Below are 21,929 nucleotides of genomic sequence, written 5' to 3'. Positions count from 1 at the left end.
GGGCGGCGGACACAGCCAAGGCTCGGCCTCCACCCTCTCCGCGCAATCCGCGACACCCGAACGGAACCACCGCATGTCTGAAGCACCCGGCCTCGACACCGTCGCCACGGCGACCGACAGCCCGGACACACCCCAGCCGTACGCCGAACTGGGCATGGCCAAGGACGAGTACGAGCGGGTCCGCGAGATCCTGGGCCGCCGACCCACCTCCGCCGAGCTGGCCATCTACTCGGTGATGTGGAGCGAGCACTGCTCCTACAAGTCGTCCAAGGTGCACCTGCGGCAGTTCGGGGAGAAGGCCCCCGAGAACGACGCTCTTCTGGTCGGCATGGGCGAGAACGCGGGCGTGGTGGACGTCGGCGACGGACGGGCGGTCACGTTCAAGATCGAGTCGCACAACCACCCCTCCTACGTCGAGCCGCACCAGGGCGCGGCCACCGGTGTGGGCGGCATCGTCCGCGACATCCTCACCATGGGCGCCCGCCCGGTCGCCGTGATGGACGCGCTGCGCTTCGGCCCCGCCGACGCCGACGACACCAAGCGCGTGCTGCCCGGAGTGGTCTCGGGCATCTCGTTCTACGGCAACTGCCTGGGTCTGCCCAACATCGGCGGCGAGATCGGCTTCGGCGCCGGGTACATCGGCAATCCGCTGGTCAACGCCCTGTGCGTGGGTGTGATGAAGCACGAGGACATCAAGCTGGCCCAGGCCCCCGGCCCCGGCAACAAGGTGGTCCTGTTCGGTTCCACCACCGGCCCCGACGGGATCGGCGGCGCCTCGGTGCTGGCCAGCGCCACCTTCGACGACGAGTCGCACGCCAAGCGGCCCAGCGTGCAGGTCGGCGACCCGTTCATGGAGAAGCTGCTCATCGAGTGCAGCCTGGAGCTGTACGCCCAGGACATGGTGGTGGGCATCCAGGACCTCGGCGCGGCGGGCGTCTCCTGCGCCACCACCGAGCTGGCCGCGGGCGGCACCGGCGGCATGAACATCCAGCTGGACCGGGTCCCACTGCGCGACCACCGGCTCACTCCCGAGGAGATCCTCATGAGTGAGTCGCAGGAGCGCATGATGGCGATCGTCGAGCCCGCCAAGATGGACGACTTCCTCGCGGTCTGCGACAAGTGGGGCATCGTCGCCACCGAGATCGGCGAGGTCACCGACGTCACTGCCGAGGAGGCCGAGCGCGGCGGACGTCTGGTGATGACCTGGCACGGCGAGACCGTGGTGGACATGCCGCCCCGGACCGCCTCCGACGAGGGCCCGGTCTACCAGCGCCCCTACGCCCGCCCCGACAGCCAGGACGCCCTCCAGGCCGACGACGCCGCGAAGCTGCCCCGCCCCGAGGGCGACGCCGAACTGCGCGAGCAGCTCCTGAGGGTCCTGGGCGCCCCCGGCGTGTGCGACCCCACCTGGGTCACCCAGCAGTACGACAGCTACGTGCGCGGCGACACGGTCGTGTCCACCCCGCACGACTCCGGCATGATCCGGATCGCCGACGACTCCGACCGGGGCGTGGCGCTGGCCACCGACGGCAACGGCCGGTTCACCCGCCTGGACCCGTACACGGGTACCCAGCTGGCGTACGCCGAGGCGTTCCGCAACGTCGCGGCCACCGGCGCGCGGCCGCTCGCCGTCACCAACTGCCTCAACTTCGGTTCGCCGGAGGACTCCGGGGTCATGTGGCAGTTCGCGGAGACCACCCGCGGGCTGGCCGACGCCTGCCAACAGCTCGGCACCCCGGTGACCGGCGGCAACGTCAGCTTCTACAACCAGACCGGCGACGTCGCGATCAACCCGACCCCGGTGATCGGTGTGCTCGGCGTGATCGACGACGTCAACACCCGCCTGCGCTCGGGCTTCGACACCGACGGCTCCCGCGTGTTCCTGCTGGGCGAGACCCGCGCCGAGTTCGGCGGCTCCGCCTGGGCCGACACCGTCCACGGGCACCTGGGCGGACTGCCGCCCCAGGTCGACCTGCCCGCCGAGGCCTCCCTCGCCGAGGTGCTGGCCTCCTCCGCCGAACAGGGCCTCGCCGTGGCGGCGCACGACCTGTCGGACGGCGGCCTGGCCGTCGCCCTGGCCGAGGCGGCCCTGCGCGGGCGCCGCGGCCTGCGGGTGGAGGTGGACGGCGACGCCTTCACGTCGCTGTTCAGCGAGTCCGCCGCCCGCGCGATCGTCGCGGTGCGGCCCGGTCAGGAGGAGGCCTTCGTGGCCCTGGCCGACCAGCACGGCGTGCCCGTCGCCCAGATCGGCACGGTCGGCGGCGACAGCCTGTCAGTGAGCCACCCGGGCGGTGTGCTGGAGGTCGGCCTGGACGAGCTGCGGTCCACCTACGAGCGGACGCTGCCCGCCCTGATGGACGGCGTGTAGTCGACGACGCGTGTGAGGAGGCGCCCCGCCAGGGGCGCCTCCTTTCGTTTCCGGGGGCTCCGCACACCAGCCTCTGCCCATTCTCGTGCGGGGCACCGCTGTGGCCGGTCGGAGGCGGGAACGCCCGACGGAGCTCCCGTGGGCGTCCACCTTCGCGTTCTCCGGGCGACCGGACCACGGCTCAGCCGACCTTGAGCTGCTCGTCCCCGAAGTCCGCGATGATCATCAACGTTCCGCCGAGAGCCGAGACGTAGCGGTCGAGGACGTCGCGCGTGGAGACGTCGCCGGACTCGATCTGCGAGACCCTGGCGACCGACACCCCCATCCGTTCGGCCACCTGGGACTGGCTCATCCCCCGGTGCTTGCGCATCTCCACCAGGCGCCAGGCCTGCGCCCGGTCCCGCAGGCGGGCCACACCCTCCTCGAAGGCCTCGTCCCCGCCCGCCCCGGCCACCGCCCGTTCCAGGTGCCCGCTGTCCCGCCAGCTCAGATAGTCACCCATCAGTCGGCCTCCCCTCACGTTCCTTCAGATACTTCCCGTAGAGGCGCTCCGCCTCGGGAACAGCCACGCGATACCACCTTCTCCAGTGTCCGGACTTGTCACCGGCCACGAGGAGGATCGCCGACCGCCAGGGATCGAAGGCGAACAGAACGCGTACCTCGCTACCAGCGGCCGAACCCGGTCGTAGCTCCTTGAGGTTGGCCATGATCGATCCGGCGACCGTGTCCACCAGGGGGCGTCCCTCCGCTGGCCCGTTCCGTTCCAGCACTGCGGTGTCCCTTCATGGTCGTGTGTAACGAAGCGCAGTCAGTTCGGGGTGGACTCGCACCGGATGTTCCACTGCGAGCACTCAGGTGCGAAGGCGCCCACCACGTCCTTGAGTCTTACTGGTCGGCGCGGATGGCGCCGAGGGCGGCGGCCCACTCCGGACCGGCGAACCCCAGAGCGCCAAGCTCCCGGTTCTGGGTGTCACGAACGGCGGCACCGTTGGGGAGGTCGGCGATCTCCACGCAGTTCTGGCCGGTCGCGCTGCTGTAGCTGCTCTTGCGGAAGGTGAGTTCGTTGGTGTGGGGGTGCATGGGTGGGACCTCCGCTGGGGGTGGGGACACTGACGCATACAGAGTCCTTCCCGAAAACGGGACCCGCGCTTAGAGGAAAACGTCCCTAGGAGCCGAAGGTAACGCTTCGCGAGGAGCGCTTTGCTGGTACGAGGGAGGACGCTCTGTAACAGAGCGCTCAGGTGCAACAGGCCCCCGGCCAGAGCGGAGGGCCTGTTTGCTTCCCAGGGGTCTACTGGTCGGCGCGGATGGCGCCGAGGACAGCGGACCACTCGGGCCCGGCGAACCCCAACGTGCCGAGATCCCGGTTCTGGGTGTCACGGACCAGGTGCTCACCGGGGAGGTCGGCGACCTCCACGCAGTTCTGGGACGCACCGCTGTAGCTGGACTTGCGGAAGGTGAGTTCGGTGGTGTGGGGATGCATGTGTGGGACCTCCGCTGGGGGTGGGAGACACGGATTGACTCACACACTGTCCTGCCCACCTTCGGGCCACTGCTCAGAGGAGAACGTCCCGAACCCCTGTCCGGCTGCGGACAGCCCATGCTGCTTCCCCCGTGCAGGCCGGGGAAGTACAGTGCGCGCGCTTTCAGGAAAGCGCAGCGAAGACCCCCAGCACGTGCATGAGCTGAGGGCCTGTTTGCTTCCCGGCAGTTACTCCTCGGTGCGGGCTGTGGAGAGCAGAGCGGCCCACTCGCGGCCGGGGAACAGGATGTGCCCCAAGCTGCGGTTCTGAGTGTCGCGCACAGCCGACACTCCGGCGAGGTCTGCGACCTCGACGCAGTTCCCAGCACTGCCGCTGTATGAGGAAGTACGGAAAACCAGGGCAGCGGGTGTAGAGGTGTGCGTGCTCATGTGAGCCCTTCCAGAATTTCAGTGATCAGCGCCCGGGAGTCGGACGAATTCATCGCCGCTTTGCGCAGGTGCTCGAAAACACGGCGGTAGGTACCGAGGTCCTCGGGGGAATCCATGAAGAAGTCGGACGTCGGTCCTTCGAGATAGACACTCGAAAGTTCAGCCTCCTTAACTGTGAGGATGGCGAAACTCGCGAGCTCCGTCGCGGCGTGTGCCCCGGCCGAGAACGGGAGCACTTGCAAGGTCAGTATGTCGTGCTGATCTGCGAGGGTGAGCAGGTGGTCGAGTTGCTCGCGCATGATGTCGGGCCCGCCCACCAGGGTTCGGAGCGCGGTCTCACCCACGATGGCCCAGAGGTGGGGTGTTCGCCGCTCGGCCCAGCGCTGCTGCCTTCGCAGACGAACCGCCACGCGGTCCGTGATGTCCTCGATCGGCACTCGGGAAGGCGCATGGGCTGCGAGCGTCACCGCGCGTGAGTACCGCTCAGTCTGGAGTAGCCCAGGCACGAAGGACTGCTCGAACGAACTGATCTCGTTCGAAGCATCTTCAAGCCCGATAAACGTGCCGTACGGTTTCTGGACGTCGTGGCCTTGCCACCATCCGGGAGTGCGAGCGATCTCCCGAAGCGCCATCAGCCGCGCGGCTTCGCTCTCGCTGACTTCGTAGACCCGCAGCAGCCCTTCCAGGCGGGCGACACCGGGGACTTGCCCGGCGGGGCCTCCGTCTTCCCAGCGCATGAGAGACGTTTGCTGCGCGCGGAGCGGCCGGACGACATCGGCGGGGGATCGGTCCCCACGGAGCCTACGCAGCTCGCGTGCGAGGACCCATCGGGCCACAGTCGGGCCCTGTGTCGTGCTGGTCATGGGCCCAAGGATGCCATATGTCCTGTTCGGCAGTCTGCCCTAGCAGACAGTCAAAGCAAAATACGAAAGCAGATTGCTTTTTAGGGTGTGAAGGGTGACACTTGAACCTCCTTCAAGGACGTCAAGAAGCCCTGAGGCCTGGCACGCCTGGGGCTTGGCCAACGCTGCGATCAAAGGGAGCGCTGCCATGCCCGACGATACCTCTGACATCTGGGACAAGTTGCTCGCCATCCTCCCGTTGGTCCCCCTCACTGCTGGAGGAGGCCGGTCCCCCCAGGTCCGGCCCTGCGCCGCCTTCATCCAGTGGCCCCTACTACCAGGAGGTGTGCGCTGATGGCGCCCCGTTACCTGAAACTCTGCGAGCTGGCGTGTACGCGCTACCTCGCTTCCGAGGCGATACGTCATCGTCGTCCCCGGCAGGCGGCCCGTGTGCGGGCTTTTGCCGCGAACCCTCGCCGCCACCACCCGTCCCGCTCTTGGGTCCCGGTGGTCCCTTCTCCCCGGCGGCCGATCGACGCGGTCCCGGTGGAGGTCCTGCGGGCCGTGCTCGCTGGGTTGCGGCGTTTGGTGGTGGTCCCGTGAGGCCCGCTCCGCCGTTCTCCCCTGAGCTTGCTCGCCGTGAGGTGGTGGCTCCGGTGGCGAGTTTCATCAAGCCGTTCCACTCGCACTACTTCTCCCGCACCGTCGGCCCGCCCTACCGGAAGCGGCAGTACTCCTTCGCCGGACTCCCCGGACTCATGCCCTTGGTCCGCGCATTCCTGGACACCAGCGCCGCCGAACGGTGTGAGGAGTACCAGTTCCTGTTCACCCTGCTCGGATCGGAGTTGGCGAACAACGCCATCGCCCACAGCAAGTCCAGTGAACGCGGCAGTACGTACACGTTGACGGTGGATCGGGGTGCTAAGGGGATGACGTTGATCTGCCGCGACCGGGGCAGCCGTCTCCCGCAGGAGAAGGGCAACTCCACCGCCGCCACGTTCGCCGACATCGAAGCCGGAACCGCGACGGGTCGGGGGTTGGCGCTGATCGACGCGTTGGCGGACCGGTGGGGCGACAACGGGGACCCCAAGTTCCGGCAGGTGTGGTTCTTCCTGGCCTACGACCTCACGGACAACCCGTGGATGCAGATCGACACCGAAGACACCGAAAAATTCCTCAAGAACGAGGTGGAGTGCTGATGTTGGACATCGACACCAGGGACCTGCTCGAAAGCGCCGAAAACGCCCTCACCGCACCCGCACACCTGACTCCCGCGCAGGAGGACGTGTGGCACAACCACACCCTGCGCAACCGCATCCCCCTGATCCAGGAGGCGCTGCGGATCGCCCGCGAAGAAGGCGACGCCGAACGGGCCATGCAGTTGATCGACCAGGCGGTACATGACTACCCCGCCCCCACCCGGATTCCTGGGAACAGGCCGGTACCGGGGTCCCGGCTGCTCTCCCAGCGTCACCGCGCCGATCACAACGACGACCCGGAACCCCCGACCGCCGCCTGAAGCCTGACCAAGGCGTTCATGAAAAGGCTCTGGCGGGTGCGACAACACCCCCAGAGCAGGCCGACAACCCACACCCGTTCAAGAGATGAGTTTGCCGACATGGCCATTGTGCCGCACACCCCTGCCCTGAACCACACGAACAACCCTCCCTCCGGCGGGCACCGGTGGGAGTGCCGGGTCTACCCCGGACAGCTCTCCCACACCAGCCGAGTCCGGACCGACCTGAACACCGACCTCAACCGCCTGCTCACCCTCCCGTCCGAGGTGAGGGAGGAGATGGTGTTGTGCGTGAGCGAGATGTTCGCTAACGCCTGCGAGCACTCCCGCTCCGGACGGGACCCCGAAGGCCGGGTGGTCCGCACCCTGGAGACACCGGTCCCGGGCCTGGTGAGGGTGTCGATCATCGACGACGGCACCCGCACCGACACCACCACCGACTCCCTCCCGAGGGTCCCGCGCAGGCGCACCCGCAAGGACTGGGAGCAGGCCGAACGCGGCCGAGGCCTGCTGATGGTCGGCCACCTCGCGTCCCGGTGGGGGTTCCGGCCCGTGCTGGACTTCCCCTTCTGCCAAGGGCTGGGCACCGTCATCTGGGCCGAGTTCACCCTCCCGGCCTCGGCCACCGCTGGGGGAACCCGATGACGGCGCACGTCAGCGCCCAGGTGCGGTCGGTCCTGACCGCACCCCGAGGCCACCGCTTCACCCGACCGGCCGGGCGTCCGCTCCGGGCTCTCCCCGTTCCGCCGAAGGCACCCCAAGCGGAGGCAACCCGTTCGGAGATGCCCTGGGAGGAGACCCACGAGGAACGCCAGGAACGCCTGCTGCGCCAGATGCACGGCAACCCCCGAGTGGCCTACATGCTCCAACATGGCCCGGTGCCGCACTGGGTCAAGGTCGCCCGTCAACACCGCGAACAGAAGGCCCGCGAAGCCCGACAGGCCGCCGCTCACGCTCGGGCTGAACCCGAGACAGAACCACAGCCCGCCGCACGCACCCGGGGCCGCCACCGGGCACCCCGCCGCTGGTGGGGTTGGCCCGCCACCGCGCTCGGAGCCGTTCTCCTCCTCGGACAGACCGCCATGGAAACCCTCGGAGCGAGCCTGGCCCCCGACATCGGCATCCCGATCTAACCCGACAACCACAAGCGGGGCCCGGTATGCGCCGGGCCCCACGCACGTTCTGGGACGGGTCCATGCGCTGTGTGTAGCGTCCGTCGTCGCAGTTGAGGTCCGCGACCAGCTGTCGGTGGGGCGGCCGAACGCTGACCAGTGGTGAAATCGGCACGCTGGGAAGGTCGGTCCTGATGTACGGTCCCAAGGAGTCCCGGTCCGTCCGAAGCAAGACATCCAACCGACGCAGATTCGGGAAACGCTGAGCCCTATGGAGATTGCTGTCCGTATGTTTCCAGTGTCCGTATTCCGAGAAGTTGGAAAAACGGCCACTTGCCGCTGGTAAGTTACCAGGTCGAAGAGTCTACTCCCCGCGCACGCGGGGATGGACCCTGCCACTCCTGGCCGCACTCGTGGCAGATCAGCTGCTCCCCGCGCACGCGGGGATGGACCTCCAGTCGATGAGCCCGGTGATGACCCCGCCCCCGGACCCGCGAGCGGCAATCCTGCTCCCCGCGCACGCGGGGATGGACCCTCCACGTCCTCCGGCTGGGTTTCGTGCCAGAGGCTGCTCCCCGCGCACGCGGGGATGGACCCTGGAGGAGGGCACGCTCGTCGCCCAGGCCCGTACTGCTCCCCGCGCACGCGGGGATGGACCCAGCTCAACAAAGCAGGACATACACGGGCCAGCGGGCGCTCGTGTACGCGTTCGGAGTGGGGTGACGGTAGCGGGTGCGTCACTGACACACCAGCGTTGTCCTGGCCTCGTGAGGGATGCACGGGCGTGTGGGTGTCGGCCCCTGGGCCGCCGCACTGGATTGAGCATTCGCGCCAAGAACACCAACTACGCCATGTTGGCGTTCAAATGGGCACGATGGGAGCCATGGGTACTGATACCAGCGATGCGCACGAGCTGTCCGTGACCGAGGCCCGCAATCACTTCTCCGATCGGGTCAACCGCGCTGTCTACGGCGGGGAGGTCACCTTCGTCACCCGTGGCCGTCGCCACCAGCGAGCCGCAGCGATCGTCCCGGCCGACATGGTCGAGCACTACGAGGAGCTGTTGGACGAACGTGACGCTCGCATCGCCGCCGAACGTCTGGCCGACATCGATGCCGGGCGGTCCACGACCGTGCCCTTCGACGAGGTCATGCGCCGGATCGGTCTGAGCGCGGACGAGCTGGGTCAGTGAGCGAGTTCTACGCCGTTTCCTTCGCTGAACAGGCGTACAAGCAGCTCGACAAGCTCGACAAGCCAGTGCGGTTGTGAATCGCCCGCAAGATTCACGAGCTGGCGGCCGATCCTCGCCCGGCCGGGAGCATCCCGCCCAAGGGCGGAAGTGATTCCTGGCGGGTCGGAGTGGGTGACTACCGGATCGTGTACGCGATCCGTGACGGTGAGCTGCTCGTGCTCGTGTTGAGCGTGGCGCACCACCGCGAGGTTCACCGCGACCTCTGACCGTCTCGACCTCGAGGGCGTTGGGGTGTCGGGAGACTTGACCACTGGCGAACCGCCTTTCGCGTACCCCGGACCGTAGGACGCGCGGGGGCGGGGTAGGACTGTTCACAGGGAGGTGTCTACGACATGGAACGTGCCAGACGCGGCAGGTTGAAGGGGGCGCTGGGCACCCACGACCGCCCGGCGAGCGCGCTGGGGTTCCGCCTGGTCCTGGCGGTGTTCGGCGCCGTGGTCATGCTGGTGGGAACGATCGCGGCCATCGTGATGACCCACCTGGCCTGGCTGGTGGTCGTCCTGGGGGTCGGGTTCGTCGCGACGTGCGTGAACGTCTACTGGGTGAGCCGCCGCCTCCACTACGAGCGCCCCGCCCGCTGAGCGACCGCGCCGAGCGGTGAGGCCTTCGGGGCCGGTCCCGGCGTCGACGGTGTCCTCGGCTGACGCCGTTGGCCGGGGATCGACCCGCGACCCCCGACGCAGGGTGGGGGCGGGCCCTTCCGGACCCGCCCCCTACTCAGACCGTCACCAAGGGCACGTCCCCCTGGACGGAATCCACCAGCTTCGCGAGGTCCACCGGGTCCGACGTGATCACCGCGGCACCCGCTTCCATCGCCACGAGGGCCACCATGGCGTCCACGACGTCGGTGGTCCCGGACATGCCCAGGAGCGTGCCGATCCTGCGCGCCATGCGCTCGTCGAGTTCGACGGTCTCGGTCACCTTGACCACGCGGGCGATCGCGGCCTGTCGGGCTCCTCCACGCCAGATCTGGGCCAGCACGGCGGACGGGAGCAGGGGTTGGCGGCCAGCCTGGTTCTCCCTGCGGCACAGGGACCACACCACCCCTCGGGGGTTGGCCTCGGCCTCACGGAGCGCGCCCGCGTCCAGGACGAACCCCTGGGGCCGCAGTACCTTCACTGGTCACTCGCTTCGTCGAGCCGGTCGAGGTGGGCCAACGCGGCCTGGTTCGCCCGTGCCCTGTCCATGGGGATCGGGCGACCGACACCGGTCCGTTCGGTGACCCGCTCAGCCTCAGCCTCGGCCTCGGCCGTGGGTTCCCCGTGTTCGGCGAAGTGCTCTTCGAGGGCGATCGACCCCTCCTCCAGGTCCGCTGCTCTGCGCGCGGCCCTGTTCAGCCATCTGGAGAGCGGCACCCCCTCCCGGGCGGCCGCGCGCCGGGCGCGCTCCAGGGTCTCGGTCTCCAGGGAAACGGACAGCTTCTCAGCGGACATGCGACCAGAGTACGCGAAAGGTAGCACCCTGGTAGCACCAATCGCGCGAAGGGTCACCCCCGGCCTCCCGAAACCGCTCACGTGCCAGTCACCGCGACCCCCGACACGTAGTGGGGGCGGGCCCTCACGGACCCGCCCCCACCGCACCGCGCCGCTACCGGTGCTCGTGACCCTCCGGGAGCCACGGCTCCCAGACGTCACGGTTCTCGTCGACCCAGATCTCCGCGGCCTCGGGCGGCGAGATCCCCTGGTCGGCGATCATCTGCGCGACCTCGTTCTGCTGGGAGTTGGTCCACTTCCAGTTGTCCAGGAAGCGGTACGCGTAGTCGTCCTCCTCCACGAAACCGGCCCGGAAGATCTTGTTCAGGTCGTAGACCGGGTAGTCGCAGGGCACGTCGTCCAGGTTGGCGTCGCAGCCCTCGTGGTAGTCGGGGAAGTCGACCTTGACCAGGTCAACCTCCTCCTGGAACCACTGCGGATCGTAGAAGTAGAAGAGCACCGGCTCCTCGTTGGCGTAGCGGCGCCGCACCTCGGTGATCTGCGCGGCCTCCGAACCGGCGTAGACGATCTCCAGGTCCAGACCGAAGGCGTTGATCATGCCCTGGTCCTGGCTGACGAACCCCGGAGCGCCCGCGAGGAACTCGCCCCTGTCACCGGTCTGGGCGGTCCGGAACAGGTCGGTGTTGGCCTTGAGCCCCTCCAGGGTGGTGATCTCGGGAACCTCCTCCGCCAGGTAGGCGGGGACGTACCAGCCGATGACCCCCTCGTTGCCGTTGGGGCCGCCGTCCACGGCGGTGCCGTTACCGTCGGGCCCGTAGAGCTCGAACAGGTCCTCGTGGCCCCAGTTCTCCACGATGACGTCCATGACGCCCTGGTCGAGCGCCTGCCAGGAGGGCTGTTCGTCCACGCGCACGAGCTGGACCTCGTAGCCCATCTCCTCACGCAGGATGTTCGCCAGCACCTCGGCGCTGGCCTCGTAGCCCACCCACCCGTTCACCGCGATGCGCACGGTGTTGGGGTCGCGGGCGATCTGGTCGGTGCGCACCGCGCAGGAGCTCACCATCACCAGGGCCAGCCCGGCGGCGAGCAGCCGGAGCAGGGCGCCCCTCCTCGTCAACCTAGGCACGGGGTGCCCTCCTTCCCTGCGTCACCCGGTCCAGGAACAGACCCAGGAACACGATCGCCAGACCCGAGGCCAGACCCAGCCCGAGCTCGTTCTGCGCCAGTCCGAGCACCACGTCGTTGCCGAGCGCTCCGGCGCCCACCAGCGCGCCCATGACCACCATCGAGAGCACCAGGATGATGCCCTGGTTGACCGCCAGCAGCAGGGAGCCCCGCGCCATGGGCAGCTCCACCTTGGTGAGCAGCTGCCACTTGGTGGACCCCTGCGACACCGCGGCCTCCAGCGTGCCGCCCGGGACACCCCGGATGCCATCGTTGACGAGCCTGATCACGGGTGGCAGGGCGAAGATCACCGCGGCGGCGAGGGCGGGGACGGGCCCCAGGCCGAGCAGGGCCACCGCGGGGATCAGGTACACGAAGGGCGGCAGGGTCTGCATGAAGTCGAGCACCGGCCGCAGCAGAGCCGCGAACACGTCACCGCGCGACATCAGCACGCCGACGACCACACCCAGTGCGATGGTGACGACCGTGGCCACCAGCACCTGGGACAGGGTGTCCATCGCGTTGTCCCACACCCCGAGCAGGCCGATGGCCAGGAACGACAGCGCGGAGACCACAGCGACCCGCCACCCCGCGAAGATCAGGCCGAGCGCGGCGGCCACCAGCACCACCAACCACCAGGGCGAACCGGTGAGCAGGGTGTCCAGCGGCCCGAGGACCCAGGTCTGTGTCCAGGAGCCCAGGGCGGCGGCGGCCGGGCCGATCGCCGATTCGATGGCCCGGTCCACGGCGTTGACCGGGATGTCGACGCGGACCGACAGGTCGCGCGGCCAGCCGCCCAGGCCGAGGAGTCGGCCCACGGCGGCCGCGCCGACGGCCAGGGCGAGCATCCCGCCCAGGAGCGGCATCCGGTACCGCGACGGAACCCGGGGCGTGTGCGCTCCGTGGCCGACGGCGCCGGTGACCCGGTCCATCGCGATCGCGAGCATGACGATCGCCAGGCCCGCCTGGAACGCCTGGCCGACGTTGATCTTGGTCAGGGCCTGGTAGATGGCGTCGCCGAGACCGCCCGCGCCGATCACCGAGGCGATCACGACCATCGACACGGCCAGCATGATGGTCTGGTTGACGCCGAGCAGGATCGTGCGCTTGGCCAGCGGAAGCTGCACCTTGGTGAGGATCTGCCACGGGGTGGAGCCCAGCGAGGTGGTCGCCTCGACGGCGCCCTTGTTCACCTCGCGGATGCCCAGCGCGGTGATGCGCACGACCGGCGGGAGGGCGTAGACGGCCGTCACGACGGCGGCCGACGCGTTACCGATGCCGAACAGCAGCACGAACGGCAGCAGGTACGCGAAGGCCGGCATGATCTGCATGAAGTCCAGCACCGGGCGGACGGCCCGGTAGAACCCGGCGCTGCGCCCGGCGAGGACGCCGAGCGGGATGCCGAACAGCAGGGCGATGAACACCGAGGTGATGATGAGCGACAGGGTCGTCATCGACTCGTTCCACAGCCCCGTGAGCGCGAACACGCCGAACGTGGCCAGGACCAGCAGCGCCACCCGCCACCCGGCGACCCGCCAGGAGGCGACGACGCCGATGACGGTCACGCCGAGCCAGGTGAGCCCGTTCAGGAGCTGGTTGATCAGCACCACGGCCGATCCGAGCCCCACGGATATGTAGTTGAAGAAGTAGAGGAACAGCGGGCTGTCGTTGCGGTTGGCGACGATCCACGCGTAGACCCCGTCCAGCCACGCCATGAACGCGTCGCCGATCCCGGTCGGGAACGCCCCGGCCCAGGCCGGATGGCCCAGCGCGCGGTTCACCCAGTAGCCCGCGACCAGCACCGCGACCGCGACCAGCGCCTGGAACCACGTGCTGCGTACGAGGCCTCCGGTGTCTCCCCGGTCTGCCGGTCCTCCCGCGCCGGTGCCCGCGGCCCCGGCGGTTTCGGTCACCGCGGCCATGTCACCCACCGTCCCCGGTCGGCTTCGGGGAGGCGTGGTCGGTGGCCTCGTCGGAGATCTCCTCCACCGTCTCCTCCTCGATCGCCGCCACCTGGTCGGCGTCGTCCAGCTGGTCCTCGGCGATGGCGCGCAGCACGTCGTCGCGGCCCACGTAGCCGAGGAGCGTGTCGCCCTCCACGACCCGGACCGGGGCGGTGCTCGCGGCGAGCATGGGCAGAACCTCGGCCAGGACGGTGCCGGGTTCGGTGGTGGGGCCGTCGGTGCGCTCGTCGGGGTAGGCGTCGCGGACCAGCCACCGGGCGGTGAGCACGGTGGTGCGGGCGACGTCGGAGGTGAAGTCGGCGACGTAGGCGTTGGCCGGGCGGCCCACGACCTCCTCCGGGGTGCCCACCTGGACGAGTTCGCCGTCACGCATGATGGCGATGCGGTCGCCCAGCTTGAGCGCCTCCTGGAGGTCGTGGGTGATGAACACGGAGGTCTTGTTCAGTTCGCGCTGGAGCCGTACGACCTCGTTCTGCATGTCGCGGCGGATCAACGGGTCGAGCGCGCTGAAGGGCTCGTCGAACAGCAGTACCTGCGGGTCGACGGCCAGGGCGCGAGCCAGGCCCACGCGCTGCTGCATACCGCCGGAGAGTTCGCCGGGGCGGGACCTCTCGTAGCCGGAGAGCCCGACCATGTCGATCATCTCCATGGCCCGCTCGTAGCGTTCGGCGCGCGGCATCCCGCGCACCTCCAGCCCGTAGGCGACGTTGTCGATGATCCTCCGGTTGGGCAGGAGCCCGAAGTGCTGGAAGACCATGGCCATCTTGTGCCTGCGCAGCTCGCGCAGCCGCTGTTCGGTGGCGTTCTCGATGTCCTCGCCGTCGAGCAGGACGGACCCGGCGGTGGGTTCGATCAGGCGGGTCAGGCAGCGGATCAGGGTGGACTTACCGGACCCGGACAGGCCCATGACGACGAAGATCTCACCGGGGCGGACGTCGAAGCTGACGTCGCGCACCGCCACGGTGCAGCCGGTGCGCTCCTTGATGAGGTCGCGGTCGGCCCGTTCGAGGTCGGTGCCCACGATGGAGTCGGCGTTCTTCCCGAACACCTTCCACAGGTTGCGGACGGAGAAGGTGACGTCGGTGGGGCCGGTCGCGGGGGCCGTTTCGGCGGCCGGGGCGCTCATCGGGCCTCCCCCTCGGCGGCGGCCCGATCCTCTCGGATGAGGTCGGCGGCGCGCTCGCCCAGGGCGAGCACCATCACCATCGGGTTGGGGGTGGGCAGGGTCGGGAAGACCGAGGCGTCGGCGATCCGCAGGCCGCGCAGGCCGCGCACCCGCAGGCGGGGGTCGACGACGGCGGTGTCGTCGTCGGCGGCGCCCATCTTGCAGGTGCCCGCCGGGTGGTAGACGGTGTGCGCGGCGCGGCGCCCGTACTCGGACAGCTCCTCGTCGGTCCGGACCTGCGGGCCGGGGGCGACCTCGCGCTTGATCCAGGAGCGGAACGGCTCGGTGGCGGCGACGTCGCGGGCGATCTTCAGCCCGTCCACGATGGTGCGCTCGTCGTACCCGTCGGGGTCGGTGAAGTACCGGAAGTCGAGGGCGGGCTGGGCGGCCGGGTCGCTGCTGGTGAGGTAGAGCTTGCCGCGCGAGCGCGAACGCGGGATGTTCGGGGTCATGCAGACCGCGTAGCCGTCCTCGGGCGAGTCGTAGCCGAGCCGCTTCGTGTTGTCGTCGAAGGGGATCTGGTAGATGTGGAACATCAGGTCCGGGCGGGGGTCGCCGCCGTCCTCGCGCCGCACGAACAGGGCCGCGTCGGAGTCCATCACGGTGTTCTCGGGGACCCTCCTGGTGGTCTCCCACATGATGATCGACTCGGGGTGGTCCTGGAGGTTCTCGCCCACGCCGGGCAGGTGGTGGCTGCTCTCGATGCCGATCGCGCCCAGCTCCTCGGCGTCGCCCACACCCGACAACATGAGCAGGCGGGGGCTGTCGACGGCCCCGGCGGCCACGATGACCTCCTGACGGGCACGGACGGTGATCCGCTCGCCGTCCTTGGTGGTGGCGCTGACCCCGGTGGCGCGGTCGCCGTCGAACAGCACGCGGCCGACCCAGGTCTCCAGGAGCACGGTGAGGTTGGTCCGCACGTCCATGATCGGGTGCAGGTAGGCCACGGAGGCCGAGGAGCGGTAGCCCGTGTAGGGGTCGTAGGCGATGGACAGGAACCCGGCGCCCCCGGAGAAGCCGTCGCCGTGGGAGGTCAGGGCGTTGAAGTCCTCGATGACCGGGACGTCGGCCGCCTCGGAGGCGGAGGACACCCAGTCCTTGACCATCGCGTTCCGGTCCTTCTCCGCGATGGGGATGATGTTGCACTTGATGCGGTCGGCGTAGGACTGCACGGTGGCGTTGTCCCAGCCCTCGGCACCGGCCGCCACCCAGTCGTCGAGGTCCTCGGCGAACGGCCGGAAGCTGATCAGCGTGTTGTGCGAGGAACAGCCGCCGAGGACCCGCGCGCGCGAGTGCAGGATGTGCGAGTTGCCCCGGGGCTGTTCGGTGGTGGTGTACCCGTAGTCGAGGTCGCTGTCGAGGACGCTCAGCCAGTCGCGGAGCCGGAGCACGTGCTCCAGGTCGCGGTCGTCCGGCCCGCCCTCGATGACGCAGACGGTGGTGCCGGGGTCCTCGGTGAGGCGGTTGGCGATCACCGACCCCGCGGTGCCTCCGCCGACGATGACGTAGTCGTAGGTGGTTTCGTTCGTGGACACGGGCCGAATCCTCTCGTTCGTGTTGCTCAGGGGGATGCCGGGGGGAAACCGACCCGCGTGCACTCGGTTGGCATGTGCGTCGGGGTGCCGCGACGGTCGCGGCACGGGTTCGGGAGGGCACCCGTCGGCGCGGAGGACGGAACCGCGCCGACGGGTGGCCTGGGGTCTTCCGGGCGCCCCCGCCGCCCGGACTCCGGAGGCCGGTGGTCAGGTGGTCCCGCGTCCCCGTCGTGCTGAGGTCGGCGGGCCCCGGACCGGGTTCCGGTGGTCTGGTGGCCTGGTGGTCTGGTGGTCTGGTGGTCCGGGCTAGCCGAACCAGCGCTGCGGCTGCGGCGACAGGTTCCGGTAGACGTGCTTGGCCTCGCGGTACTCGTCCAGTCCGGCCAGGCCGAGCTCGCGGCCGACTCCGCTGCGGCCGAACCCGCCCCACTCGGCGCCCGGGAAGTAGGGGCCGTAGTCGTTGATCCACACCGTGCCGTGGCGCAGGGCGGCGGCCACGCGCTCGCCCCGGGCGGTGTCGTTGGTCCACACGCCGCCGGAGAGTCCGTAGTCGGTGTCGTTGCCCAGCTCGATCGCCTGCGCCTCGGTCTCGAAGCGCTCGACGGTGACGACGGGGCCGAACACCTCGGTCTGGACGATGTCCATGGTGCGGTCGCAGTCCACGAACACGGTGGGCCGGTAGAAGTAACCGTCCCGGAGCCCGTCCTCGTCGGGGCGCCTGCCGCCCGCGATGATCCGGGCGCCCTCCTCGACACCGCGCGCCACGGCCTTCTCCACCTTGGCGCGGTGCTCGGCGGAGACCAGCGGCCCGCAGCGGACGCCCTCGTCCTGGCCCCGGCCGATGCGGACGGCCTCGGCTCGGCGGGCGAGTTCGGCGGTGAAGGCGTCGTGGATGTCGTTGTGCACGATGAGGCGCGCACCGGCCGAGCACACCTGGCCGGAGTGGAAGAACGCGGCACTGAGCGCGTAGTCCACGGCCGTGTCCAGGTCCACGTCGGGGAAGATGATGTTGGGGTTCTTCCCGCCCAGCTCCAGGGCGATCTTCTTGACCGTCTCGGAGGCGGCCGCCATGATCCGGCGCCCGGTCACCAGGCCCCCGGTGAAGGAGACCAGGTCGACGTCGGGGTGCTCGGACAGCGGTGCGCCCGCGTCGGGCCCGCTGCCCAGGACCAGGTTGACCACACCGGCGGGAACCCCCGCCTCGGTGGTGAGCTCCACCAGTTTGGCGGTGGTCACGGGGGTGACCTCGCTGGGCTTGACCACCATGGTGTTGCCCGCCGCGATGGCCGGGGCCATCTTCCAGGCCAGCTGGAGGAGCGGGTAGTTCCAGGGTGTGATCATGCCGCAGACGCCCACGGGCTCGTAGACGATCCGGCTGTGGACGCCCTCGGGGGCGGACACCAGGCGGCCGGCGTCCTTGTCGGCCAGTCCCGCGTAGTAACGGAAGACGTTGGTGACGTCGTCGACGTCGATCCCGCCCTCCTCGATCGTCTTGCCGGTGTCCAGCGACTCCATGACCGCGATCTCCTCGCGGTCGCGCTGGAGCAGGTCGGCGATCCGTTCGAGGACGCGCCCGCGCTCCTCGGCGGTGGTGCCGCGCCAGTCGCCCTGGTCGAACGCGCGCCGCGCCGCCGCGATGGCGTCCTCGGTGTCGGCCCTGCCGCCCTCGCTGACGATGGTCAGAACGGAGGCGTCGGCCGGGTCGAGGATCTCCCGGACGCGTCCGTTGCGCGCCGCCCGCCACTCGCCGTCGATGTACAGGCTGGTGGCGGTGGCCGCTCCCGGTTCGGACAGGTAGGGCACGGTCGGCAGGGTTACACGGGTCTGGTTCACGGACCCCTTCTGCCCAGGTTCGCTCGTCACAAACAGCCTCGTCTCGTAGGTCGCATACGCCACAACGTTCCCATAACCCCCGCTGAACAGGAGAAACGGTGCGCCCGGGGGCATATCGGCCGTGGCTCATATCACCAGACCACGTGGACAGACCTACGCCCCGGCCCGCTCCACGAAGCGGCGGACACACCGCGCTGGGAAAGACCGCGACGAGTCTTTGACGTGCGTTTGTGTGGAACTCCGGTGGTTCGTCGGCGCCCGTACGCGGCACCCGGACGGATGCCGCGCTGGACCGCAGGTCCCGAGGGCCGGGAGGCCGTCGCCGCCGACCTCAACAGCCGACCTCAACAGCCGCCCTCAACAGCCGCCCTCAACAGCCGCCCACGCACAACGCTCGGCTGGGAAACCCCAGCCGAGCGCCTCGCCAAGCCACCGGACCCGGCCAGCCGACCAGCGGTGTCGCAACGACCCCTCGACTTCGCCCGGTGACGGGGCCCCTTCGAACCCGGAAGGTCAGGCGGCGGCCTCGTCCACGACCCGGCGGACGGCGTCGACCGCGACGTCGGGCTCGTCGACGTGGATGTAGTGGCCGCTCCCCTCGGCGGTGCTGAGCCGACTGCGGTCGGAGAGCGCCAGCCACTTCTCCTGACCCTCGGACCACACCCGCTCCAGGTCGTCCCCGTACTCGGCGATCTCACCGAGGTAGGGAACCCCGTGCTGGACGACCTCCACCGGGACCTCACCCGCCGAGCGGACCTCCGGGTCGCTGTCGATCACGATGGCCTCCGGGTTCTCCCCTTCGAAGATCGCCATGTTCTGAGCGCGCACCTCGGCTCCCTCGCCCGTGGCCGACTCCGGGATCACGTCGCTGATGTCGTCGATCATCGTCGGCGACGTGGCGTCGAGCAGCACCAGCCCGCTCACCCGGTCCTGGTGGTCCGGGGCGTAGCGCGCGGCGATCAGGCCGCCCAGCGAGTGCCCCACCAGGACCACCGGGCCGTCACCGGCGACATCCTCCAGGACGACGGTCAGCGTCCGGCCCGCGTCGTCGATGCTCTGCCGCCCCTCCGGCTGGTCGCTCTCGCCCTCGCCGAGCCGGTCGTAGGAGCAGACCCGCTCGTCCTCGGCCAGGGTCTCCTGGAGCCCCTCCAGCGTGTCGAGGCCGTCCCCCATCCCGGCCATCAGCACCACCACCGGCCGACCGTCCGACGGCGTCCCGGAGCAGGAGACGTGCACGGAGGCGCCGTCGACGTCGAGCGTCTTCGTCCCGGTGAACAGCTGTCCCTCGGTCAGCACCTCCCTGGCGGCGTCCTCCAGTTCCGACTGCACCTCGTCGGCGGCCGATCCCAGCTCCGACCCCACCTCGGAGAACACACCGCAGCCGACCAGCCCCGGGAACACCGCCGCGCAGCACAGGGCGGTCAGGGCGGTGGTCCGGGCGGAACGGACGGTGCGGAACATGGGGTGCCTCCAGGCAGCGGGTCCGGCCGAGCGGTGGGCGGCCGGGAGGGGTCTTCGTGACACCGGAAACGCTACGGAACCAGGGGCCGGGAGTCGTCACCGCCGAGTGGACACCCGCCCGTAGCTCGCATGGGGGACAAAGGGAGCGGAGCCGTCCCTCCGCGCCACTACACTGCGTCCGTGACCTGGTACCGACGTCTCCCCCTGCTGTGGCGGCGGCTCGACGTCACCGTCCGAGACCTCCCCCTCGCCCTGGTCCTCCTGGCCGCCTCCTGCGTTCCGTCCCTGCACGGGTACGGGACCCAGGTCGGCGGGGTCGCGGACCGCCCCATGGACGCGCTGGGGGTCGTCGCGCTCGCCCTCCAGTGCCTGCCGCTGGCCGGGCGACGGCGGTGGCCCGCGCTGACCCTGGCCCTGGTCGCGGTCGGCTTCGCCCTCGACCAGCTGAGCGGCTACCACCTGATCGCCGGGACCGCGATGCCCCTCGCCCTGATGAGCGCGGGCGTGCACCTGGAACGCCACCGGCGCGCCACCCTGCTGGTCGGCAGCATCGCGTTCGTCGCCCTGGCCCTGGCACTGACCCGGCTGGGCGAGGGAGAGACCCCCGCGGAGTGGGTGGTCTTCTACCTCGCGCACGGTCTCGCCTGGGGAATCGGATCATGGGTGCGCTCCACCCGTGTCGCCGAGGCCGAACGCCGCCGCCGACTGGCGGCCGACACCCTCGCCGCCGAACGCGCCCGCATCGCCCGCGAACTCCACGACGTCGTCACTCACCACGTCACGGCGATGGTCGTGCAGACCGAGGCCGCCCGCTACCTCACCGCCGCCCCCGAGCACCTCGACCGCACCCTGGGGACCGTCAGCGAGACCGGCCGCCAGGCCATCACCGACCTCCGGCAGCTCCTCGACGTGCTCGACCCCGCCAACCCCGCACCCGAGAACGACGAGGCGATGCTCGACGTCGTGGAGCGCACCCGCCGGGCCGGTCAGCCGGTGCGCTTCAGCGAGGAGGGCGTGCCCGCCCAGACGCGCGGCGGCGCCGAACTCGTCGCGCAGCGGGTCGTGCGGGAGGCGCTGACCAACGCCCTCAAGTACGCGCACGGGAGCCCCACCACCGTGAACGTCCGGCACCGACCCGAGGAGATCACCGTGAACGTCAACACCGAGCGCCCCGGCCCCCGGGGCGTCTCGCCCGGCGGAAGCGGGCGCGGGCTCACGGGTCTGCGCGAACGCGTCGAGGTGCTGGGCGGCGACTTCACCGCCGGTCCCCGAGGCGACGGCGGTTTCACCGTGCACGCCCGTATCCCCTCCGCGCGATGAGCGTCCGGGTGCTGGTCTGCGACGACCAGGTGCTGATCCGCACCGGGCTGGTGACGATCATCGGAGCGCAGCCCGACATGGAGGTCGTCGGCGAGTGCGGCGATGGTCGGACCGCCGTGGAGATGGCGCGGGACCTGCGGCCCGACGTCGTCGTGATGGACGTGCGGATGCCCGAACTCGACGGGATCGAGGCCACCCGGCTGTTGGCGGGCGAAGGGGTGGAACATCCGGTGAAGGTGCTGGTGGTCACCACGTTCAGCCTCGACGAGTACGTGTACGAGGCGCTGCGGGCGGGCGCCAGCGGGTTCCTGCTCAAGGACGCGCCGCCCGACCAGCTGCTGAACGGTATCCGGACCGTCGCCACCGGCGCGGCCCTGCTGGACCCCGAGGTCACCCGTCAGCTGGTGGGCCGGTTCGCCGCCCGCATCCGGCCCTCACACGGTGCCGGTGCGGAACTCCCCCTCACCCCGCGGGAACGGGAGGTGCTGGGGCTGATCGCGGACGGGTTGTCCAACAGCGAGATCGCCGCGAGCCTGTTCATCAGCCAGGAGACCGTGAAGACCTTCGTCTCGCGCATCCTGACCAAACTCGACCTGCGCGACCGCGTACAGGCGGTGGTGTTCGCCTACCGGCACGGGCTGGTCGCCTAGTGTTCTGAGTCGTTAATTCGATGAAGAATTGGTTACGATGGTCTCATGGCGCAACGCGGCAGGAAGAAGAGACCCCTGGTAGTCAGTGACGAGGACCGGCGCACGCTGGAACAGATCGCACGTCGGCGCACGTCGGCGCAGGTCATGGCCCAGCGTGCACGGATCATCCTGCGCTGCGCCGAGGGCGGCACCGATGCCGAGGTCGCCCGGAAACTGGGGGTCTGGCCGCAGACGGTGGGCAAGTGGCGCAACCGCTACATCGACGGCGGACTCCAAGCTCTCTCAGACAAGGAGCGTCCGGGCCAATCTCGCAAGATCACCGACGCCCACGTCGAAGAGGTCATCCGGCAGACCCTGGAGCAGCCCCCACCGGACGGGGGTACGCACTGGTCGACCCGGTCG

General features: G+C 69.8%; 25 protein-coding genes and 1 CRISPR repeat array. Of the genes, 11 read left to right on the top strand and 14 right to left on the bottom strand.

Going from position 1 to position 21,929, the window contains the following annotated elements; genetic code table 11:
• Positions 1-73 precede the first annotated feature (73 nt).
• Positions 74-2,368 (top strand): phosphoribosylformylglycinamidine synthase subunit PurL, encoded by a 2,295-nt coding sequence (gene purL, locus ACFYL4_RS05575; RefSeq protein ID WP_387516676.1) that lies wholly within the window; start codon positions 74-76, stop codon positions 2,366-2,368.
• A 181-nt stretch (positions 2,369-2,549) separates the two neighbouring features.
• Here the strand turns inward: purL and ACFYL4_RS05570 are convergent, their stop codons facing one another.
• The 6 genes from ACFYL4_RS05570 to ACFYL4_RS05545 all read right to left on the bottom strand — a co-directional run bounded on the left by ACFYL4_RS05570 (position 2,550) and on the right by ACFYL4_RS05545 (position 5,017).
• On the bottom strand, positions 2,550-2,870 hold the full coding sequence (locus ACFYL4_RS05570) for a helix-turn-helix transcriptional regulator (protein ID WP_357762701.1): 321 nt from the start codon (positions 2,868-2,870) through the stop codon (positions 2,550-2,552).
• Positions 2,863-3,138 carry a type II toxin-antitoxin system RelE/ParE family toxin gene (locus tag ACFYL4_RS05565; RefSeq protein WP_387516674.1) on the bottom strand — a complete coding sequence of 92 codons (276 nt, stop codon included), beginning with the start codon at positions 3,136-3,138 and terminating at the stop codon, positions 2,863-2,865. The genes ACFYL4_RS05570 and ACFYL4_RS05565 overlap by 8 nt, the downstream gene beginning before the upstream one ends.
• Positions 3,139-3,253: 115 nt before the next feature.
• A complete protein-coding gene (locus ACFYL4_RS05560) occupies positions 3,254-3,448 on the bottom strand; it encodes a DUF397 domain-containing protein (RefSeq protein ID WP_387516672.1) in 195 nt (64 codons plus the stop codon).
• Between the two features lie 211 nt (positions 3,449-3,659).
• Entirely contained in the window at positions 3,660-3,851 is a 192-nt protein-coding gene (locus ACFYL4_RS05555) for a DUF397 domain-containing protein (protein ID WP_387516670.1), read from the bottom strand.
• A 228-nt stretch (positions 3,852-4,079) separates the two neighbouring features.
• Positions 4,080-4,280, bottom strand: coding sequence for a DUF397 domain-containing protein (locus ACFYL4_RS05550; RefSeq protein WP_387516668.1), 201 nt, complete (start codon positions 4,278-4,280; stop codon positions 4,080-4,082).
• Positions 4,277-5,017, bottom strand: coding sequence for a DUF5753 domain-containing protein (locus ACFYL4_RS05545; RefSeq protein WP_387516666.1), 741 nt, complete (start codon positions 5,015-5,017; stop codon positions 4,277-4,279). The genes ACFYL4_RS05550 and ACFYL4_RS05545 overlap by 4 nt, the downstream gene beginning before the upstream one ends.
• A 761-nt stretch (positions 5,018-5,778) precedes the next feature.
• Here ACFYL4_RS05545 and ACFYL4_RS05540 point away from each other — a divergent pair.
• From ACFYL4_RS05540 to ACFYL4_RS05510, 7 genes are all read left to right on the top strand, one after another.
• On the top strand, positions 5,779-6,321 hold the full coding sequence (locus ACFYL4_RS05540) for an ATP-binding protein (RefSeq protein ID WP_387516664.1): 543 nt from the start codon (positions 5,779-5,781) through the stop codon (positions 6,319-6,321).
• Positions 6,321-6,641, top strand: coding sequence for a hypothetical protein (locus ACFYL4_RS05535; RefSeq protein WP_387516662.1), 321 nt, complete (start codon positions 6,321-6,323; stop codon positions 6,639-6,641). Before ACFYL4_RS05540 ends, ACFYL4_RS05535 begins: the two co-directional genes overlap by 1 nt.
• Before the next feature lie 99 nt (positions 6,642-6,740).
• Positions 6,741-7,283 (top strand): ATP-binding protein, encoded by a 543-nt coding sequence (locus ACFYL4_RS05530; RefSeq protein WP_387516660.1) that lies wholly within the window; start codon positions 6,741-6,743, stop codon positions 7,281-7,283.
• Positions 7,284-7,420: 137 nt separating this feature from the next.
• The gene (locus ACFYL4_RS05525; RefSeq protein WP_357762724.1) at positions 7,421-7,771 is read left to right on the top strand and encodes a hypothetical protein; all 351 of its coding nucleotides are present in this window, start codon (positions 7,421-7,423) and stop codon (positions 7,769-7,771) included.
• 343 nt (positions 7,772-8,114) lie between these two features.
• Positions 8,115-8,409: direct repeats of the CRISPR family, unit length 28 nt; unit sequence CTGCTCCCCGCGCACGCGGGGATGGACC.
• A gap of 224 nt (positions 8,410-8,633) precedes the next feature.
• The gene (locus tag ACFYL4_RS05520; protein ID WP_387516658.1) at positions 8,634-8,942 is read left to right on the top strand and encodes a type II toxin-antitoxin system prevent-host-death family antitoxin; all 309 of its coding nucleotides are present in this window, start codon (positions 8,634-8,636) and stop codon (positions 8,940-8,942) included.
• 77 nt (positions 8,943-9,019) lie between these two features.
• Positions 9,020-9,208 (top strand): type II toxin-antitoxin system RelE/ParE family toxin, encoded by a 189-nt coding sequence (locus ACFYL4_RS05515; protein WP_387517166.1) that lies wholly within the window; start codon positions 9,020-9,022, stop codon positions 9,206-9,208.
• Between the two features lie 126 nt (positions 9,209-9,334).
• Positions 9,335-9,583: a hypothetical protein gene (locus ACFYL4_RS05510; RefSeq protein ID WP_387516656.1), complete on the top strand. Its 249-nt coding sequence runs from the start codon at positions 9,335-9,337 to the stop codon at positions 9,581-9,583.
• Between the two features lie 136 nt (positions 9,584-9,719).
• Here ACFYL4_RS05510 and ACFYL4_RS05505 read toward each other — a convergent pair whose 3' ends face one another.
• The 8 genes from ACFYL4_RS05505 to ACFYL4_RS05470 all read right to left on the bottom strand — a co-directional run bounded on the left by ACFYL4_RS05505 (position 9,720) and on the right by ACFYL4_RS05470 (position 19,557).
• Entirely contained in the window at positions 9,720-10,121 is a 402-nt protein-coding gene (locus ACFYL4_RS05505; protein WP_387516654.1) for a hypothetical protein, read from the bottom strand.
• On the bottom strand, positions 10,118-10,435 hold the full coding sequence (locus ACFYL4_RS05500) for a hypothetical protein (RefSeq protein ID WP_387516652.1): 318 nt from the start codon (positions 10,433-10,435) through the stop codon (positions 10,118-10,120). The genes ACFYL4_RS05505 and ACFYL4_RS05500 overlap by 4 nt, the downstream gene beginning before the upstream one ends.
• Positions 10,436-10,589: 154 nt before the next feature.
• A complete protein-coding gene (locus tag ACFYL4_RS05495) occupies positions 10,590-11,561 on the bottom strand; it encodes a glycine betaine ABC transporter substrate-binding protein (RefSeq protein ID WP_387516650.1) in 972 nt (323 codons plus the stop codon).
• The gene (locus ACFYL4_RS05490; RefSeq protein WP_387516648.1) at positions 11,554-13,521 is read right to left on the bottom strand and encodes an ABC transporter permease; all 1,968 of its coding nucleotides are present in this window, start codon (positions 13,519-13,521) and stop codon (positions 11,554-11,556) included. Before ACFYL4_RS05490 ends, ACFYL4_RS05495 begins: the two co-directional genes overlap by 8 nt.
• Before the next feature lies 1 nt (position 13,522).
• Positions 13,523-14,689 (bottom strand): glycine betaine/L-proline ABC transporter ATP-binding protein, encoded by a 1,167-nt coding sequence (locus tag ACFYL4_RS05485; RefSeq protein ID WP_387516646.1) that lies wholly within the window; start codon positions 14,687-14,689, stop codon positions 13,523-13,525.
• Positions 14,686-16,263: a GMC family oxidoreductase gene (locus tag ACFYL4_RS05480; protein ID WP_387516644.1), complete on the bottom strand. Its 1,578-nt coding sequence runs from the start codon at positions 16,261-16,263 to the stop codon at positions 14,686-14,688. The genes ACFYL4_RS05485 and ACFYL4_RS05480 overlap by 4 nt, the downstream gene beginning before the upstream one ends.
• A gap of 306 nt (positions 16,264-16,569) precedes the next feature.
• Entirely contained in the window at positions 16,570-18,096 is a 1,527-nt protein-coding gene (locus ACFYL4_RS05475; protein WP_357762751.1) for an aldehyde dehydrogenase family protein, read from the bottom strand.
• 513 nt (positions 18,097-18,609) lie between these two features.
• A complete protein-coding gene (locus ACFYL4_RS05470; RefSeq protein WP_387516642.1) occupies positions 18,610-19,557 on the bottom strand; it encodes an alpha/beta fold hydrolase in 948 nt (315 codons plus the stop codon).
• Positions 19,558-19,737: 180 nt separating this feature from the next.
• Here ACFYL4_RS05470 and ACFYL4_RS05465 point away from each other — a divergent pair, with 180 nt between their 5' ends.
• From ACFYL4_RS05465 to ACFYL4_RS05455, 3 genes are all read left to right on the top strand, one after another.
• Positions 19,738-20,877: a sensor histidine kinase gene (locus tag ACFYL4_RS05465; RefSeq protein ID WP_387516641.1), complete on the top strand. Its 1,140-nt coding sequence runs from the start codon at positions 19,738-19,740 to the stop codon at positions 20,875-20,877.
• Positions 20,874-21,527: a response regulator gene (locus ACFYL4_RS05460; RefSeq protein WP_387516639.1), complete on the top strand. Its 654-nt coding sequence runs from the start codon at positions 20,874-20,876 to the stop codon at positions 21,525-21,527. Before ACFYL4_RS05465 ends, ACFYL4_RS05460 begins: the two co-directional genes overlap by 4 nt.
• 45 nt (positions 21,528-21,572) lie before the next feature.
• On the top strand, positions 21,573-21,929 hold a 357-nt coding region (locus ACFYL4_RS05455), incomplete at its 3' end, for a helix-turn-helix domain-containing protein (RefSeq protein WP_387516637.1).

The organism is Nocardiopsis sp. NPDC006938 (assembly GCF_042869555.1).
Classification (GTDB): Bacteria; Actinomycetota; Actinomycetes; order Streptosporangiales; family Streptosporangiaceae; genus Nocardiopsis.
The sequence above is the reverse complement of the archived record's forward strand: the minus strand, read 5'-3'. Positions and strand labels throughout refer to the sequence as shown.

Coding starts and splice junctions, on each gene's coding strand:
- purL (WP_387516676.1), top strand. CDS start 74: ATGTCTGAAGCACCCGGCCTCGACACCGTCGCCACGGCGACCGACAGC.
- ACFYL4_RS05570 (WP_357762701.1), bottom strand. CDS start 2,870: ATGGGTGACTATCTGAGCTGGCGGGACAGCGGGCACCTGGAACGGGCG.
- ACFYL4_RS05560 (WP_387516672.1), bottom strand. CDS start 3,448: ATGCACCCCCACACCAACGAACTCACCTTCCGCAAGAGCAGCTACAGC.
- ACFYL4_RS05555 (WP_387516670.1), bottom strand. CDS start 3,851: ATGCATCCCCACACCACCGAACTCACCTTCCGCAAGTCCAGCTACAGC.
- ACFYL4_RS05550 (WP_387516668.1), bottom strand. CDS start 4,280: ATGAGCACGCACACCTCTACACCCGCTGCCCTGGTTTTCCGTACTTCC.
- ACFYL4_RS05545 (WP_387516666.1), bottom strand. CDS start 5,017: ATGCGCTGGGAAGACGGAGGCCCCGCCGGGCAAGTCCCCGGTGTCGCC.
- ACFYL4_RS05535 (WP_387516662.1), top strand. CDS start 6,321: ATGTTGGACATCGACACCAGGGACCTGCTCGAAAGCGCCGAAAACGCC.
- ACFYL4_RS05530 (WP_387516660.1), top strand. CDS start 6,741: ATGGCCATTGTGCCGCACACCCCTGCCCTGAACCACACGAACAACCCT.
- ACFYL4_RS05525 (WP_357762724.1), top strand. CDS start 7,421: ATGCCCTGGGAGGAGACCCACGAGGAACGCCAGGAACGCCTGCTGCGC.
- ACFYL4_RS05520 (WP_387516658.1), top strand. CDS start 8,634: ATGGGTACTGATACCAGCGATGCGCACGAGCTGTCCGTGACCGAGGCC.
- ACFYL4_RS05510 (WP_387516656.1), top strand. CDS start 9,335: ATGGAACGTGCCAGACGCGGCAGGTTGAAGGGGGCGCTGGGCACCCAC.
- ACFYL4_RS05500 (WP_387516652.1), bottom strand. CDS start 10,435: ATGTCCGCTGAGAAGCTGTCCGTTTCCCTGGAGACCGAGACCCTGGAG.
- ACFYL4_RS05490 (WP_387516648.1), bottom strand. CDS start 13,521: ATGGCCGCGGTGACCGAAACCGCCGGGGCCGCGGGCACCGGCGCGGGA.
- ACFYL4_RS05485 (WP_387516646.1), bottom strand. CDS start 14,689: ATGAGCGCCCCGGCCGCCGAAACGGCCCCCGCGACCGGCCCCACCGAC.
- ACFYL4_RS05470 (WP_387516642.1), bottom strand. CDS start 19,557: ATGTTCCGCACCGTCCGTTCCGCCCGGACCACCGCCCTGACCGCCCTG.
- ACFYL4_RS05460 (WP_387516639.1), top strand. CDS start 20,874: ATGAGCGTCCGGGTGCTGGTCTGCGACGACCAGGTGCTGATCCGCACC.